General features: G+C 60.6%; 15 protein-coding genes. 8 read left to right on the top strand and 7 right to left on the bottom strand.

Going from position 1 to position 15,529, the window contains the following annotated elements; all coding sequences use genetic code 11:
- Positions 1-70: 70 nt before the first annotated feature.
- The gene (locus WDZ78_RS11385) at positions 71-586 is read left to right on the top strand and encodes a MarR family winged helix-turn-helix transcriptional regulator (RefSeq protein WP_080865972.1); all 516 of its coding nucleotides are present in this window, start codon (positions 71-73) and stop codon (positions 584-586) included.
- Between the two features lie 82 nt (positions 587-668).
- Entirely contained in the window at positions 669-1,328 is a 660-nt protein-coding gene (locus WDZ78_RS11380; protein WP_425673071.1) for a glutathione S-transferase family protein, read from the top strand.
- 92 nt (positions 1,329-1,420) lie between these two features.
- Here WDZ78_RS11380 and WDZ78_RS11375 read toward each other — a convergent pair whose 3' ends face one another.
- Both WDZ78_RS11375 and WDZ78_RS11370 read right to left on the bottom strand, forming a co-directional pair.
- Positions 1,421-2,041 carry a glutathione S-transferase family protein gene (locus WDZ78_RS11375; RefSeq protein ID WP_020009585.1) on the bottom strand — a complete coding sequence of 207 codons (621 nt, stop codon included), beginning with the start codon at positions 2,039-2,041 and terminating at the stop codon, positions 1,421-1,423.
- A 134-nt stretch (positions 2,042-2,175) separates the two neighbouring features.
- Positions 2,176-3,174: an asparaginase gene (locus WDZ78_RS11370; RefSeq protein ID WP_020009584.1), complete on the bottom strand. Its 999-nt coding sequence runs from the start codon at positions 3,172-3,174 to the stop codon at positions 2,176-2,178.
- 73 nt (positions 3,175-3,247) lie between these two features.
- Here WDZ78_RS11370 and WDZ78_RS11365 point away from each other — a divergent pair, with 73 nt between their 5' ends.
- Positions 3,248-4,000 (top strand): DUF3750 domain-containing protein, encoded by a 753-nt coding sequence (locus WDZ78_RS11365; RefSeq protein WP_425673070.1) that lies wholly within the window; start codon positions 3,248-3,250, stop codon positions 3,998-4,000.
- Positions 4,001-4,004: 4 nt separating this feature from the next.
- Here WDZ78_RS11365 and WDZ78_RS11360 read toward each other — a convergent pair whose 3' ends face one another.
- Positions 4,005-5,348, bottom strand: coding sequence for a chloride channel protein (locus WDZ78_RS11360; RefSeq protein WP_425673069.1), 1,344 nt, complete (start codon positions 5,346-5,348; stop codon positions 4,005-4,007).
- A gap of 151 nt (positions 5,349-5,499) precedes the next feature.
- Between WDZ78_RS11360 and WDZ78_RS11355 the strand changes: the two genes are divergently transcribed.
- Complete coding sequence (locus WDZ78_RS11355) at positions 5,500-5,772, top strand: YlcI/YnfO family protein (protein WP_020009581.1); 273 nt, start codon at positions 5,500-5,502, stop codon at positions 5,770-5,772.
- Entirely contained in the window at positions 5,769-6,068 is a 300-nt protein-coding gene (locus WDZ78_RS11350) for a type II toxin-antitoxin system RelE/ParE family toxin (RefSeq protein ID WP_425673068.1), read from the top strand. The genes WDZ78_RS11355 and WDZ78_RS11350 overlap by 4 nt, the downstream gene beginning before the upstream one ends.
- A 3-nt stretch (positions 6,069-6,071) precedes the next feature.
- Here WDZ78_RS11350 and betA read toward each other — a convergent pair whose 3' ends face one another.
- The 3 genes from betA to betI form a co-directional block, all read right to left on the bottom strand.
- Positions 6,072-7,721 (bottom strand): choline dehydrogenase, encoded by a 1,650-nt coding sequence (gene betA, locus WDZ78_RS11345; protein WP_425673067.1) that lies wholly within the window; start codon positions 7,719-7,721, stop codon positions 6,072-6,074.
- A 229-nt stretch (positions 7,722-7,950) separates the two neighbouring features.
- Positions 7,951-9,432: a betaine-aldehyde dehydrogenase gene (gene betB / locus WDZ78_RS11340; RefSeq protein ID WP_425673066.1), complete on the bottom strand. Its 1,482-nt coding sequence runs from the start codon at positions 9,430-9,432 to the stop codon at positions 7,951-7,953.
- Positions 9,429-10,064, bottom strand: coding sequence for a transcriptional regulator BetI (gene betI / locus WDZ78_RS11335; protein ID WP_003508993.1), 636 nt, complete (start codon positions 10,062-10,064; stop codon positions 9,429-9,431). The genes betB and betI overlap by 4 nt, the downstream gene beginning before the upstream one ends.
- 369 nt (positions 10,065-10,433) lie before the next feature.
- Between betI and WDZ78_RS11330 the strand changes: the two genes are divergently transcribed.
- The 3 genes from WDZ78_RS11330 (at position 10,434) to WDZ78_RS11320 (ending at position 13,743) form a co-directional block, all read left to right on the top strand.
- The gene (locus WDZ78_RS11330) at positions 10,434-10,670 is read left to right on the top strand and encodes a ribbon-helix-helix domain-containing protein (RefSeq protein WP_026363483.1); all 237 of its coding nucleotides are present in this window, start codon (positions 10,434-10,436) and stop codon (positions 10,668-10,670) included.
- A 168-nt stretch (positions 10,671-10,838) separates the two neighbouring features.
- A complete protein-coding gene (locus WDZ78_RS11325) occupies positions 10,839-12,641 on the top strand; it encodes a GGDEF domain-containing protein (protein WP_020009575.1) in 1,803 nt (600 codons plus the stop codon).
- 88 nt (positions 12,642-12,729) lie between these two features.
- A complete protein-coding gene (locus WDZ78_RS11320) occupies positions 12,730-13,743 on the top strand; it encodes an NAD(P)H-quinone oxidoreductase (protein WP_425673065.1) in 1,014 nt (337 codons plus the stop codon).
- Between the two features lie 737 nt (positions 13,744-14,480).
- Here the strand turns inward: WDZ78_RS11320 and WDZ78_RS11315 are convergent.
- Complete coding sequence (locus tag WDZ78_RS11315) at positions 14,481-15,521, bottom strand: sulfate/molybdate ABC transporter ATP-binding protein (protein WP_425673064.1); 1,041 nt, start codon at positions 15,519-15,521, stop codon at positions 14,481-14,483.
- Positions 15,522-15,529: the final 8 nt, after the last annotated feature.

Genomic DNA, 15,529 nt, shown 5'->3' with positions numbered 1-15,529 from the left:
CAAGTTTTTGACATCTATGCTAATGCCGCTAAATGTGATCGGGAAACTGCATCGAAAGGGACGATGAAGCGTGGCGACTGAGGAAAACTGGAGCGAGGATCTGCCTGAGGACATCAAGCGGATCGGCAATACAATGACGCGCATGCGCATCATGATCGGCCGCCGCATCATCGGCCGCATGGCGCTTGCCAAGCTCGCTCCGGGTCTGGAACTTTCGCATATCGACGTGCTCGACATTCTGCGCCGGGCGGAAGGCGACGTTACCGTGGGCGCGATTGCCGAGGGCATGCGCATCGATCCCTCGCGTGGCAGCAGGGTCGTGGCGGATATGGTGGGGCGCGGCCTGCTGAAACGCGGCGTTTCCCAGGAAGACGGCCGCCGCAGCATTGTCGAGATCACCCCGCTCGGCACCAGCCTTTTGCAGGAAATGCGCCGGACCAAGATGAGCGTCATCGAGGACGTCATGGACGGATGGCCGGCGGAGGATGTGGAGACTTTCGCCCGCCTGTTCGAACGGTTTATCGACCGCTTCGAATGCCGGCTCTCGCCGGATACGGACCTCCTGACGGATCAGAAAAAATCATAGTTGACCCTGCGATCCGCAGCTTCACTTTAAAATGGCTAGACCGTAACGTGCCGCCATCTGACAGGTTAAAGGGGTAATTTCGATGTTGACGATTTACGGTGTCTACCGTTCCCGCGCCACGCGCACATTGTGGCTGGCAGGGGAACTCGGCATAGAATTCAAGCATGTGCCTGTGATACAGGCCCGCCGTCTTGCCGATCCGCTGGCTGCGGATGCGCCGCTCAACACGCTTTCGCCGGATTTCCTGGCGGTCAACCCGATGGGCACCATTCCCTGCATCGAGGATGACGGAATGGTGCTTTACGAATCCATGGCCATCAATCTATACCTCGCCCGCAAATATGGCGGACCGCTTGCGCCCGTCGATTTGAAGGAAGATGCGGCGATGCTGCAATGGTCCTTCTTTGCCGCGACCGAAATCGAGACCAATTCGCTGAAGATTTCCTCCGCCATCGCCGAAGGCCTTTCGGAAAGCGATAGCGGCAAGGCGGTGATCGATGTCGCCGCCCGCCTGCTGAAGCGCCCCTTCCGGGTACTGGAGCAGCACCTTTCCAGCCACGAATACCTGGTGGGCGGCCGTTTCACGGTGGCCGATCTCAACGCGGCGGAAATCGTTCGTTACGCGCAGGGCCACAGGCCGCTGTTCGATGCCCATCCGGCGCTGAAAGCCTGGCTGGACCGCTGCCAGACCCGCACGGCGTTCAAGACGATGTGGGATACCCGCGCGGCCGAGGCGGCCTGAGCGGCAGGGCACTCCGCCAACGCGTCTCTCTGCCCTCACTCCTGTGCTTGTCACGGGGATGACGGAGCAACACCAGACCGAGTTGGGGCCTCTCAGCCCCTCTCACCCGCCAGCGCCCGCTGCACCGCCGGGCGGTCGTTCATGCGGCGGAAGTGGTCATGCACCCTAGGGAAGCGGGCAATATCCACGCCATCGCTTTCCAGCCAGCCGGACATCACAAAAAGATAGGGATCGGCAACGGAATAGGCCGTGCCAAGAACCCATGGGCCGTGCAGCATGCCGTGCTCGATCAGTTCGAAGCACTCGCCCATGGTCTGCGGCACCTTCGCCTTCATATCGGCCAGCGAACTATCCTCATTCGCCCAGCGGCTGCCGCGCCGTCCATGCGCATGGGCGACATGCACGGTCGAGGAAATGAAGGCGTTGAAGGACTGCATCAGCGCGAATTCAAAGGGATCATCGAGCGGCGCGAGCTTCTTTTCAGGCGCCATCTGGGCGATGAAGGCGAGAATGGCGGGCGTCTCCGTCAGCACGCCGCTTGCGGTGGCCAGCGCCGGCACGCGGCCCTTGGGATTGATCTTTAAAAATGCCTCGGAGCGTTGCTCGCCCTCCGCGAAATTGACGCGGTGGGCCTTGTAAGGCAGGCCGGATTCCTCAAGCACGATATGGCTTGCGCGGGAACAGGAACCGGGGGAGAAGAACAATGTGAACATGGATATGCAACCTCCAAAGCAATGAAGCGCCCGTTTCTTCCTCATGCGGACGCCGACCCGCGGCGGCCATGGGATGGCCGTCACATAAAGGGCCTGTCATCATCGTGCCGGCAACCGGCCGCGTCAAAGGTTATTTAGAGCCCGACGACTCTGACATCGCCGACATGGATGCCGTTCCAGTTGCGCATCTGCCGGTTCGCCATGCCGCTCAGCGCCTGCTGCTCGGCGCTGCCTTCATCGAAATAGCGGGCGAGCAATGCCGATACCATGGCTTCGGCGGCGCGTGTCGTACCGTCTTCGCATTTCACCGCCATGGCGATACCCTTTTCCGGCAGGGCGGCAACGAAAACGCCTTCGGCGCCGGTCTTGGCAAAGATTTTGCCGGGCGCAATCTGCATCAGTTTCGTGCAGGCTCGGCCCGTGCCCGCCACATAAAAGGGTTCCGCCATGCAGGCCTCAATGAGACGACGCGACGCTGTCGCACGCCCCGCTTCCAGCCCCCTGCCCGTCGCCATTTTCGCGAAACCATGCACCAGCCCCTTGAGCGGCACGGCATAGGTGGGGATGGAGCAGCCATCCACGCCGCAATTGTCATGGCCAAGAGCAGCACCCGTCAGGCTTGCCATCGTGGCGCGGATTTCCCGCTGCAGCGGGTGGTCGTAACCGACATAGCCCTTGGGATCGGTGCCGGTGTGGCAGCAGGCGCAGATGAAACCGGAATGTTTGCCGGAGCAATTATTATGCAGCGCCGTCGGCTTTTCCAGCGTACGAGCCTGATGGATGATGGTTTTCTGGTCCGAAGACCAGTGCGCGCCGCATTCCAGCGTATCCACGTCCCTGCCCGCCTTTTCCAGCATCGAAGCGGCGAGTTCCACATGCGCGTCCTCGCCGGAATGGGACGAACAGGCAAGCGCGAGTTCGCGATTACCGAAACCATAGGCATCCGCAGCACCGCTTTCCACCAGCGGCAGCGCCTGCATGGCCTTGCAGGCGGAACGCGGGAAGATGCCGCGCTCGATATCACCAGCCGAAAACAGCACGCCGCCATCGCCATCCACCACCACGACAAGACCCTGATGGCGGCTTTCGACGAGATTGCCCCTGGTGACTTCGACGGTAACGGAATTGTTCATTCTCTCAGCCTCAAAAAATTCTGATTTTATGTCGTTGATACCGCAATTGATTTTTCGATGCACGGGGCTATCAGTGAAATTTGCAAAACGTCTGCTGCTGGCGATTGCCATTATCTATCTGCTGCCGGCGCTGGCTTCGGCAGGGCTGTGGGCCATGAAGGACCATCCGCGCGGCTGGAACGCCGCAAGATGGTCGTCCTCCGGCATGCTGCCGGGGGTATCCAGCGACGGAGAAGCCGCCGTCTACGTCTTTTCCGCCATGACCGGCGGTTTCAAGGGCTCCGTCGCCAGCCATGCCTGGGTCGTGCTGAAAAAGCCCGGTGCTGCGAGCTATGACCGTTACGACAAGGTGGGCTGGGGCACGCCGATCCGCCACAATGGTTATGCGGCGGATGCCTACTGGTATTCCAACACGCCGCGCCAGGTGGTGGCCATTCACGGCGCGGAGGCGGAAAAGCTGATCCCGAAGATCGAAAAGGCGATTGCCGATTACCCCTATGGCCGGCCGGGCGGCTATCGCATCTATCCCGGCCCCAACTCCAACACCTTCGTCGCCCATGTATTGCGCAGCGTGCCGGAACTGGGCGTCGTGCTGCCGCCGGATGCGGTCGGCCGCGATTATCTGCCGGACGGCGCGTTTTACCACATAGCCGACGACTGGAAGGACGCGAGCGTTTCGCTGGGCGGATTGTTCGGCATTTCGGCAGGCGCCCGCAGCGGTTTTGAGGTCAATTTTCTCGGTCTTGTCGCCGGCATCGATTTTGGCCGCCCCGGCGTGAAGATACCGGGGCTCGGTTATTTCGGCGTGGCGGGCATCCGCGCCTAAACGGTTACGTTTCGCTGGCCTGAGCGGCGCGTCTGGCGCGGATGCTCTGGGCGATGAAGACCCGCGACAGGCCATGATAAAGCGGCTCGCGGGAGAAAAGCCGCGATGTCAGATATCCCAGCATCGATGCAGCCATGATGGGCATGACGCCTTCATGATTACCGGTCATTTCAAGGATGATGACAAAGGCCGTCATCGGCGCCTGCACCACGCCGGCAAAATAACCCGCCATGCCGACAATCGCGCCGAGGCCGATGCTGGTGCCGAGCAAGGTGGCCATGGTGCTGCCGAAACCCGCGCCCACCGACAGCGAGGGCGCGAAGATGCCGCCCGGGATGCCTGACATCATTGCCAGAAAGGTCGCCGCCAGTTTTTCGATGAAGAAGAATGCCGGTGCGGCCTCACCCTCGATTGTGGCGCGCGCCTGTTCATAGCCGGTTCCGAATGTCGCGCCTCCAGACGCTATTCCGATTGCCGCAGAGGCAAGGCCGCAGGCTGCCGCCACTACCAGCATCCGCTTCAACGGCATGGTCTGGGCAAAACGCCTGATACGGGCGGACAGTCGCAGGGCCGCGGCGCTGAACAGCGCACCAAATGCGCCGCCGCCGACACCGCAGATCAACACCAGCAGCCAGTCCATCGTCGTTTTCGCCATGACGGAGCTGGCGCCGAAATAGGTATAGCTACCGACCAGCGCCAGCGAGGCGAGGCCCGACAGGATGACGGCAGTCAGCACAAGGCCGTTGGCGCGGGATTCATAGGTCTTGCTCATTTCCTCGATGGCAAAGACGATGCCGGCCAGCGGCGTGTTGAACGCCGCCGCGATGCCCGCCGCCGATCCCGCGAGGATGAGACCCTTTGCCTGCGCCATGCCGCCCCAGCGCGCCGCCTGTAGCATGATCGAAGCCCCGACCTGCACCGTCGGCCCCTCTCGGCCGATGGAGGCGCCGGAGAGTAGGCCGGCAACCGTCAGTACCACCTTACCGAAAGCGAGTTTCAGCGACAGAAGCCGCGAACGGTCCGCATCATCCCGCAGGTGCCGGGCGGCGATGGCCTGGGGAATGCCGCTACCGCCGGCATTGGGAAAAACCGTGATCGCAAGCCATGCGCACAGGGTGAAGCCAAGCGGCGTGATGATGAGCGGCAGCAGAAACGCCCATTCACCCGATGATGTCGCCGCGAAGAAAAGGTGCTGGGCCCGATCCGCAAGCCATGCAAAGCCGACGCTGATAAGGCCGACCGCAATCGCGCCAATCCAGAAAACCGCCCTCGGCCTCCACACCCGCCATGAACCCCACACGACACGGGAACGGCGGAGCATCTTCAGCTTTTTGTAGTCGACGGGCATGGCGGTCCAGATCTGTGATTTCGGTATTGTTTCTCGGGAGGGATGCCCGTTTATCTGCCTCCCCGGACGTGATTGCAAGGTTTTGCATTTGACAGGTCGCCCCCATCGGCACATTCTTTGCGTCGCAATTGCAACGCACGGAGACGTAGACATGAAAACGGCAACGATCCCTTCGCTGCGGGTGACGGCGGATTTTCGCGAGGCTGCTGAAAGCGTGCTGAAGGAAGGCGAGACGCTTTCTTCCTTCGTTGAAGAGTCCGTGCGCAGGCAGGTGCAAATCCGTAAATCGCAGGCGGAATTCATTGCGCGCGGGCTGGCGTCACTCGAAGAAGCGGAGCGCACCGGCATTTATTATAGCACCGACGATGTTCTTTCGATGATGCAAAAGAAACTTGATGCTGCGAAATCCGCGAAGCGGAAATGACGTATGAGCTTCGCTATACCGAAGAAGCCTTGGCCGATTTTGATCGCATCTATGATTTTCTGATCGCCTACGACATCGATGTGGCTGATAAAGCAATCCGCGCCATAGGAGCAGGACTAGAGATTCTCGGCGATTTTCCCTTCAGTTGCCGCAAGGCATCTGCCGAAAACAGCCTCATACGCGAGCTCCTCCTGCCCTTCGGTTCCTCCGGCTATATCGTGCTGTTCCGCATTGATGGCCCGAAAACCGTCACCATTGCCGCCGTCCGCCACCAGCGCGAGGACGACTACCATTGACCCTCACCGGTCGCTGACGGCCGCGCGCGGGTTTACCCACGGTTCCTGATTGGAGCGTGGCAGCGGGGTTTTGCCGAGAATGTGATCCGCCGCCTTTTCGCCGGTCATTATCGACGGGCCGTTGAGGTTGCCATAGGTCACATGCGGGAAGATCGAGCTGTCCGCCACTCTCAAGCCCTCCACCCCGATCACGCGGCACTCGGGATCGACGACGGCCATTGGGTCGTCCCTGTCGCCCATGCGGCAGGTGCCGCAGGGGTGGTAAGCGCTTTCCAGATGCTCGCGCAAAAAGGCGTCGATCTCTTCATCCGTCTCCACATTTTCGCCGGGCTGGATTTCCGGCCCGCGAAAATCGTCGAAGGCTTTCTGGCTGAAGATGTCGCGCGTCAGGCGCACGCAATGGCGGAATTTCTCCCAGTCTTCCGGGTGGCTCATATAGTTGAAGCGGATAACCGGGTCGTCATGCGGATCGGCCGAGCGAAGCGTGACATTGCCGCGTGATTTCGACAGGTTGTAGCCCACATGCACCTGAAAGCCATGGCTTTTTGCCGCGGCCTTGCCGTCATAGGAAATGGCCACGGGCAGGAAATGATACTGGATATCAGGCTGTTTCAGGCCGGGCGCGGAACGCAGGAAGGCGCAGGCCTCGAACTGGTTGGAGGCGCCAAGCCCGCCTTTCGACAGCAGCCACTGCGCGCCCGCCACCCCCTGCCAGAACCATGGTAGCCAGGAATAAAGCGAGACCGGCTTGGTGGAGACCTGCTGGAAATAAAACTCCATATGGTCCTGGAGATTTGCGCCAACGCCCGGACGATCCGCCTTCACCTCAATGCCCATGTCTTTCAGATGCGCAGCAGGGCCGATACCCGAAAGCATCAGCAGTTTCGGCGAGTTGAACGAGGAGGCAGACAGGATGACCTCGCGATTGGCCGTGATGGTTTCCACTGCGCCCTTGCGTTCGATCTCGACACCCACGGCCCGGCCGTTCTCGATGACGATCTTGCGGGCGAAACCCTTGACCAGCGTGACATTGCCGCGCTTCAGCGCCGGCTTCAGATAGGCATTGGCGGCGGACCAGCGGCGGCCATCATGGATGGTCTGCTCCATCAGGCCGAAACCTTCCTGCTTGGAGCCGTTATAATCGTCCGTCAGTTCAAAGCCAGCCTGCGCACCCGCCTGAATGAAGGCGTGGAACAGCGGATTGTTGACCGGGCCGCGCTGCACATGCAGCGGCCCATCCGTGCCGCGCCAGCCTTCCTCGCCGCCATGGCTGTGCTCCATGCGCTTGAAATAAGGCAGCACATCCGCATAGGCCCAGCCATGCGCGCCAAGCTCCTCCCAGCGATTGAAATCCTCCGCATGGCCGCGCACGTAAACGAGGCCGTTGATGGAGGACGAGCCGCCGATGACTTTTCCGCGTGGCGCGGTGATGCGGCGATTGTCGAGGTTGGGTTCCGGTTCGGAGAGATAACCCCAATTGTAGCGCTTCATGCTCATCGGCCAGGCGAGCGCCGCCGGCATCTGGATGAACGGACCGAAGTCCGAACCGCCCGCCTCGATGACGATCACCGAATAACGGCCGTCTTCCGACAGGCGATAGGCGATGGCGGAACCTGCGGAACCGGAACCGACGATGATGTAATCTGCCTGCATGATTGTGCTCTCCAATGAGCGTTGGTTCCGATTGACTGTGGCGGGTGAGGTTTACCCCCCTCTGCCCTGCCGGGCATCTCCCCCTCAAGGGGGGAGATCGGCAAGCGGCGCTACCACCGCTTCATTCGCAAACGTTGAGATCGGCGCGACCTCGCCGCATCTCGATCTCCCCCCTTGAGGGGGAGATGTCCGGCAGGACAGAGGGGGGTGAAGCCCCACGCACCGCCCATCAATAAGGCGCTTCCACCTTCCCCGTGCTCACATAAACCGTCTTCAGCTCGCTATAATGCTCCAGCGCCGCCGCCGAATTCTCCCGCCCGAAGCCGGATTGTTTCGAGCCGCCGAAGGGCATTTCCACCGGGCAGAGATTGTAGGTGTTGATCCACAGCGTGCCCGCCTCCAGTTGGTCGACCACACGATGGGCGCGGGCGAGATCGGCGGTGAAGACGCCGCCGGCCAGCCCGAACTCGGTGGCGTTGGCGCGGGCGATAACCTCGTCCTCACCGTCGAAATCCAGCACGCACATAACCGGCCCGAAGATTTCCTCGCGGGCGATGGTCATGTCGTCAGTCACATCGGCAAAGACGGTCGGCTGCACATAAGCGCCCTCGCCCGAGACATTGTTGGGAATGCCGCCGCCGGTGACGAGCGTCGCCCCCTCCGCCTTGCCCTTCTCGATATAGGAAAGAACCTTCTCCTGCTGGGCCTTGGAGACCAGCGGGCCGAGATGGGTGGCGTAATCGAGGGGATCGCCGAGGATCATCGCCTCGGTGCGGCTTTTCAGGTTGTCAAGGAAACGCTCCTTCGCCTTTTTCTGTACGAAAACGCGGGTGCCATTGGAGCAGACCTGACCCGAGGAATAAAAATTGCCGAGCATCGCCCCGCCGACAGCACTTTCGATATCGGCATCGTCGAAGACGATCAGCGGCGACTTGCCGCCGAGTTCCATCGTGACGTGTTTCAGATGACCGGCGGCGGCGGCGGCAACCTTGCGGCCGGTCGGAACCGAGCCGGTGAGCGAGACCTTGGCGACATCCGGGTGGTTGACCAGCAACGGCCCGGTATCGCGATCGCCCTGAATGACGTTGAACAGGCCCTTCGGCAGGCCGGCCTCGATGAGGATTTCGGCGATCTTCAACGCGCCGAGCGGCGTGTTTTCCGAGGGCTTGAAGACCATGGCGTTGCCGGCGACCAGCGCGGGCGCAGCCTTCCAGCAGGCGATCTGCTGCGGATAATTCCAGGCGCCGATGCCGACGCAGACGCCGAGGGGCACACGCTTGGTATAGGCGAAATCGCCGCCGAGCGGGATGTAATCACCGTTCAATGCGGACGGCGCGATACCGCCGAAAAATTCGAAAGCATCGGCACCGGAGGTTGGATCGGCGACGATGGTTTCCTGAATGGGCTTGCCCGTATCCAGTGTCTCCAGCGTGGAAAGCGCATCGTTGCGCTCGCGCATGATATCGGCGGCGCGTTTGAGGATGCGGCCGCGCGCCATCGGGCTCATCGCCGCCCATTCCTTTTGCGCGCGTTTGGCCGAGGCGATGGCGCGCTCGACGATGGCAGGTGTTGCCGCATGCAGCCTTGCGATCACTTCGCCGGTGGCCGGGAAGATGCTCTCGAACGGTGCGCCGTTATTATCCTCGACATAGTCCCCGTCGATGAAATGCGAGGCTTTCGGCTGCGCCTTGAGCGGCGTGGCGATGGTCATGTCGAAGTCTCCTTGAGAACGCGGATAGACGGCTTCGGGCGCTGTCCATCGGGAAAAGATTTAAGCTGCATGTCGAAATAATCCTCGACCAGCGCCGGCGCGGAGGCGAGGCCAAGCGGGGCGGAACGCAGGCTGTGCCTGATATAAAGCCCGTCGATCAGAGCCGCCGCCCCTTCCGCAATGCGCGCGGCATCGTCCGGCGGGCAAAGCCGGTTGAGGCTCGCCATGAGGTTTGAGCGCAGGCGGCGGGAATAAAGCACGAGCAGACGGCGGGTTTCTTCCGAACGCTGCGCCTCGACATAAAAGGCGAGCCATGCCGCCACCGTTTCGGGCGTGAACTGGTCGCTCTGGAAGGAGACATGCACGATGGCGCTCAGCCTTTCACGCGGGCCGGAAGCGCGGGTCAGCGCCGCCACGGCATCGCGCCTCAAGTCACGCAGCAGGCTGCGGATGGTTTCCAGAAGAAGCTGCTGCTTGCTGCCGAAATAATGATGCGCGAGCGCTGCCGACACGCCCGCTTCCCGGGCGATGTCAGACATTGTCACATTCAGCGAACCATGGTGGCCTATGGTGCGGAGCGCCGCATCCACAAGCGCCTTGCGGCGCAAAGGCTCCATTCCGATCTTGGGCATAGGGGTCTCCTTGACGGATGGCAAATTATTCTTGATTGATCAATCAATCAATAAAAAACGCGCCATTTTATGTCGCTGATTTGCGATGGATCATATTTTCCGCCGCCGGGGTGTGGTAGTTTCCAGCTCATCGGCCAGCGTGGCAAACCCCATGCTGCTGCCCGGCTCACGGGGGAAAAACTAAACCGTGATATACTGCGAATTGGGAATGGAACGCGTTTCGTGCTAATATCGCTGATGATACAAATTTCGCTGGAAGCGGCGCCAGACGAAAGACGATAAAAACGCCCGCCTAGACCACGACGGCGCCCGATCCGCAAACCGGACATCGAACGACCGATCGCAGCGTTTAAAGAAGGGAGTGATATCATGCCAATGGTAACAGTATCGATTTCCCCGGAACAGGCAGCAAGAATGCGCGAGGCCGTGAATTGCGGCGCTTACGCATCCGGCAGCGAGGTCGTCAGGGCGGCGCTGAGACTATGGGCTGCCTCCGCCGAACATGGCGTCGACACCAAGTCCGCAGAGCCTGTCGAGGCTGACCGGGAGCGCATGAACGTTGCGGATCTCTACGCCGCTCACACCGGACACATCCGCCGCGCATGAGGCCCGGCGCAACAACCCCAAAATGCTCATGGGGTTGTAATAAAACGTTCATGAAAGCTTCACAGTCGTGAAAGCTTTTGTTGACCTGTAATCTGCGATTGTTCGCCGCAAAAGAGACAGGCTCCCCTTACGTTAGCCACATGGGGACCGGCAACAGCGGAGAATAAAATGCAGGCCGTCACGCTGGAGAATGATGTCATCAGGCGTTTTGCCTCCGGGCACATGTTTCCCATGGCCAAGCTGGTGCTCGAAACGGCGTTCCAGCCGATTGTCGAGGCGACGACGGGCACGATTTTCGGTTATGAATCGCTGATGCGCGGCCATGATCGGCTCGGTTTTTCCAATCCGCTGGCGCTTCTTGATCAAGCTGCCGCGGATGGCGAGCTGAAGGCCTTCGAGCAGATGCTGGCAAGCCGCGCTCTCGCAAAATTCTCCACCCTGCCCGATTTTTCCTCCGCCACCCTGTTCCTCAATCTCGATGTGCGGCTGATCCCGCATGGCGACGCCATTTTGGACAAGCTCGTCGGCCATCTGGCGCGGGCGGGCATACCGGCCTCCTCCATCTGCTTTGAGCTTTCCGAACGTTTCGACAATACCAGCGTGCCGGAGTTCACCGCGCTGATCGCCCGCATGCGCAAGGAAGGCTTCAAGCTGGCAATCGACGATTTCGGCGCCGGTCACGGCGAGATGAAGCTGCTCTGCGACTTCCCGCTGGATTACCTGAAGATCGACAGGCATTTCATCACCGGCGTCGACCAATTGCCGCGCAAGCAGCACCTCGTGCGCAACATCGTCAACATCGCCCATGTTCTCGGCGTCAGGGTCATTGCCGAAGGCATCGAAACCGAAGCCGAATTTCTGACCTGCCGCGAATTCGGCGTCGATCTGGTACAGGGCTGGCTGATCGCCAGGCCAACGGTCTTTACCAGCGAATTGCCTGAAAGTTTTCCCCACATCAACCGCATCGGCGTGGCGCGACGCAGCAGCCAGACGCTGGATGAAATTCTCATCCGCCGGGAAATAGAGCGCCTTCCCACCGTCTTCGAGCATGACAGCGTCGACAGCGTCTTCGAACTGTTCCGCAGAAATCCGCAGCAGGCGTTCTTCCCGGTTCTTAACGCCAATGGCGAACCGCGCGGCGTCATCAACGAATATCACCTCAAGGAATATATCTATCGGCCCTTCGGCCGCGACCTGCTCAAGAACAAGATCTATGAGCGCACCATTTCCCATTTCGTCGATCCCGCGCCGATCGTCGGCCTCGATGCGGATGCCGACCAGCTGATGAACATGTTCGCCAGCATGGGTGGCAGCGCCTGCATCATCCTCACTGAAAACATGCGTTACGCCGGCATTGTTTCCGCCGCCTCGCTCATCAAGGTCATCAACGAAAAACAGCTGAAGATGGCGCAGGACCAGAACCCGCTGACGGCGCTGCCCGGCAACCGCGCGATTGGCGGCTTCATTGCCGACCGCTGCAGCGATGGCGACGAGGCGCGTTTCTTCTGCTATTGCGACTTCGATAATTTCAAACCCTTCAATGACAAATACGGCTTCAACGCCGGCGACCACGCCATCACCCTGTTTTCGGCTCTGATGCGCCGCTACTTTTTTGCCGGCGATTGTTTCCTCGGCCATATCGGCGGCGACGACTTCTTCATCGGTGTGCGTGACTGGTCGATGGAAGAACTGACCGAAATCCTCGAGCGGCTGCTCAGCGATTTTCACGATGACGTCGCCGAACTCTATTCTGACGAAGACCGCGCCGCCGGCTGCATGAAGGGCCAGGACCGCCACGGCAACGAGCGGGACTTCGCGCTGCTGCGCTGCTCCATCGGTGTCCTCACCCTGCCGAAGGGGCTGATCATTGCCAATCCCGAGCGTATCGGCAGCGAGATCGCGGGGGTGAAGGCCGCTGCGAAGGAAAATGAAAGCGGCTTCGTCGTTCGGGTGTTCGGCGAGACAAATTGACATCAGCGGCAAAGGGCCACCTTCCCTCGACGGCGCATCTGACCTACATCTTCAGGCGACGCCGACAAGTGAGGAGTTGCCCCTGGCCATGCCCGACACGAAGACCCTGCCCGAAAATATGCGCTTCATCGACCTTCCCTCCCATGGCGGTCCGGAGGTGATGCAGCTTTCACAAGCGCCTTTGCCCAAGCCCGCAAAAGGCGAAATTCTGGTGAAGGTCGAGGCGGCGGGCGTCAACCGCCCCGATGTCGCGCAGCGACAGGGCACCTATCCGCCGCCAAGGGATGCAAGCCCCATCCTCGGCCTTGAAATCGCCGGCGACGTGGTTGCGCTGGGCGAAGGCGTCGATGAGTTCAAATTGGGTGATAAAGTCTGCGCGCTTGCCAATGGCGGCGCTTATGCCGAATATTGCACCGTGCCCGCCGGGCAGGCCCTGCCCTTCCCCAAAGGTTACGACGCGATCAAAGCGGCCGCCCTACCGGAAACCTTCTTCACAGTCTGGGCCAATCTCTTCCAGATGGCAGGCCTTACCGAAGGGGAAAGCGTGCTCATCCACGGCGGCACCAGCGGTATCGGCACGACGGCGATCCAGCTCGCCAAAGCCTTTGGCGCAGAAGTCTATGCCACGGCGGGCTCGGCGGAAAAATGCGAAGCCTGCGTTAAGCTCGGCGCCAAGCGCGCGATCAATTACCGCGAGGAGGATTTCGCCGAAATCGTTAAATCCGAAACCGGCGGCAAGGGCGTCGATGTCGTTCTCGACATGATCGGCGCGGCCTATTTCGAAAAGAACCTTGCGGCACTCGCCAAGGATGGTTGCCTGTCGATCATCGCCTTTCTCGGTGGTGCTACGGCCGAAAAGGTCAACCTTACCCCCATCATGGTCAAACGCCTCACCGTCACCGGCTCCACCATGCGCCCCCGCACGGCGGACGAAAAACGCGCCATCCGCGACGACCTCATCGCAGAGGTCTGGCCGCTCATCGAAAGCGGCCAGGTCGCGCCTGTCATCAACCGGGTCTTCACGCTGGACGAGGTTGTGGAAGCGCACAGGCTGATGGAAAGCAGCAATCACATCGGCAAGATCGTGATGCGGGTGTCGTGATGCCCCTAATACGGGTTAAAAGTAATCCCTCTTGCATTACTGACGAATCGTACTACCTTCTAGTTATGTTCAACGTATCGGAAGGAGGTGATCCAATGTCTAGTGAGATTTCGGTCTCTGGTGCAGGCAATGGAAAGGGTGTGTTTTCGACGGGGCAACCCTCGGCGTAAAACCTCTAGCCTTCGGAACGTTGAGAAACAGTCCCGGGTCTGTAAACAGGACCAAACTCATGGAAGGGTCGCTTCGGCGGCCCTTTTCCGTTTTTGCTTATTACTTCGACTATTGGGGAAATCCGTGCCTCGAATGCCGGGGCGGCTCTCCCGCGATGAGAAGAACTCCTTTCAGCCCAAGGACTTGGGTTGGCTGGATACCGGCTCGAGGCCGGTATGACGGAGAACTGAGGCGCGTCGCATGAATCAGATCACAGTTCACCACAGTTGAAAATCATCGACGGTGCTGGGTGTCGTTACCCCCTCTGTCCTGCCGGACATCTCCCCCTCAAGGGGGGAGATCGTTCCGTGGTGAGGTCTCGCACCTCTCGACGGTCGAGGATGAAGTGGCGAGAAAGCCTCTTGCCGATCTCCCCCCTTGAGGGGGAGATGTCCGGCAGGACAGAGGGGGTAACGACGCGCAGCACCGTCGATGATTTCAACTGTGGTGTACTGTGGAATCAGATTAAACGTGACGCGCGTTAAAGAGCGACAAATCATCGACCGTCAACTGCGGTTACCTCTCCCCTATTTCTTCCCGAACACCTTCCACCGCGTCGGACGGAAGCGTAGTTCCGCGCCCACGGCCACGGCGGCGTTGAGCGGCACCTCGATTTCGAGGTGATAGGGTTCGTGGCCGTTATTGGCGATGTCGATTTCGGCGATGCGGGTGCCGGCGAGGCGGCGACAGGTGGTGACCTTGCCGTAAAGCGCGTCCTTCTCCGCCGTCAACACCACATCTTCCGGGCGGAAAAAAAGCTCACCCTCGCCCGTGCCGCTCTCATCGATGCCGATGCTCTCTCCCTGAAACAGCACATGGCCGTCGCGGATCGTTATCGGCAGGCTGGAGGATTCGCCGATGAAGGAGAAAACGAAGGGGGAGTTGGGCGTGTCATAGACATCGTCCGCCGTGCCCACCTGTTCGATCTTGCCCTGGCTCATGACGACGACGCGGTCGGCCAGTTCCAGCGCCTCTTCCTGATCGTGGGTGACGAAGACGGTGGTGTGGCCGGTGCGGTCGTGGAATTCGCGCAGCCAGCGGCGCAGTTCCTTGCGGACCTTGGCGTCGAGCGCGCCGAAAGGCTCATCAAGAAGCAGGACCTTCGGCTCGATGGCGACGGCGCGGGCAAGCGCCACGCGCTGGCGCTGACCGCCGGAAAGCTGGGTGGGATAGCGCTTTTCGAGACCGGAGAGATGCACCATGTCGAGAAGCTCGGATACGCGCCTGCGGATTTCGGCCTTTGGCGGGCGCTTGGCGGAGGGACGCACCTTCAGGCCGAAGGCGATGTTCTCCGCCACTGTCATGTGGCGGAACAGCGCGTAATGCTGAAAGACGAAACCGACATTACGTTCCTGCACCGTGCGGTGCGAGGCGTCCTCATCGCCAAAGAAAATGTGGCCTTCGGTCGGCTGCTCCAGGCCGGCGATAAGGCGCAGCAGCGTCGTCTTGCCGGAGCCGGACGGCCCGAGCAACGCGATCAGCTCGCCGGAACGAATGTCGAGCGACACGTCGTTCAGCGCCGGAAAGCGGTCGAACTGCTTGGTGATGCCGGAAACTTTCACTTCCATGAAGATGC

This window comes from Agrobacterium sp. M50-1 (genome assembly GCF_049843495.1).
Taxonomy (GTDB): domain Bacteria; phylum Pseudomonadota; class Alphaproteobacteria; order Rhizobiales; family Rhizobiaceae; genus Agrobacterium; species Agrobacterium radiobacter.
Note: the sequence above shows the minus strand (reverse complement) of the source record. Positions and strands in the feature narration are given on the sequence as shown.

Bases quoted from the DNA above. Each gene is read 5' to 3' on its own strand.
- WDZ78_RS11380 (WP_425673071.1), top strand. From the start codon at position 669: ATGTTGACGATTTACGGTGTCTACCGTTCCCGCGCCACGCGCACATTG.
- WDZ78_RS11375 (WP_020009585.1), bottom strand. From the start codon at position 2,041: ATGTTCACATTGTTCTTCTCCCCCGGTTCCTGTTCCCGCGCAAGCCAT.
- WDZ78_RS11370 (WP_020009584.1), bottom strand. From the start codon at position 3,174: ATGAACAATTCCGTTACCGTCGAAGTCACCAGGGGCAATCTCGTCGAA.
- WDZ78_RS11360 (WP_425673069.1), bottom strand. From the start codon at position 5,348: ATGCCCGTCGACTACAAAAAGCTGAAGATGCTCCGCCGTTCCCGTGTC.
- WDZ78_RS11355 (WP_020009581.1), top strand. From the start codon at position 5,500: ATGAAAACGGCAACGATCCCTTCGCTGCGGGTGACGGCGGATTTTCGC.
- WDZ78_RS11350 (WP_425673068.1), top strand. From the start codon at position 5,769: ATGACGTATGAGCTTCGCTATACCGAAGAAGCCTTGGCCGATTTTGAT.
- betA (WP_425673067.1), bottom strand. From the start codon at position 7,721: ATGCAGGCAGATTACATCATCGTCGGTTCCGGTTCCGCAGGTTCCGCC.
- betB (WP_425673066.1), bottom strand. From the start codon at position 9,432: ATGACCATCGCCACGCCGCTCAAGGCGCAGCCGAAAGCCTCGCATTTC.
- betI (WP_003508993.1), bottom strand. From the start codon at position 10,064: ATGCCCAAGATCGGAATGGAGCCTTTGCGCCGCAAGGCGCTTGTGGAT.
- WDZ78_RS11330 (WP_026363483.1), top strand. From the start codon at position 10,434: ATGCCAATGGTAACAGTATCGATTTCCCCGGAACAGGCAGCAAGAATG.
- WDZ78_RS11325 (WP_020009575.1), top strand. From the start codon at position 10,839: ATGCAGGCCGTCACGCTGGAGAATGATGTCATCAGGCGTTTTGCCTCC.
- WDZ78_RS11320 (WP_425673065.1), top strand. From the start codon at position 12,730: ATGCCCGACACGAAGACCCTGCCCGAAAATATGCGCTTCATCGACCTT.
- WDZ78_RS11315 (WP_425673064.1), bottom strand. From the start codon at position 15,521: ATGGAAGTGAAAGTTTCCGGCATCACCAAGCAGTTCGACCGCTTTCCG.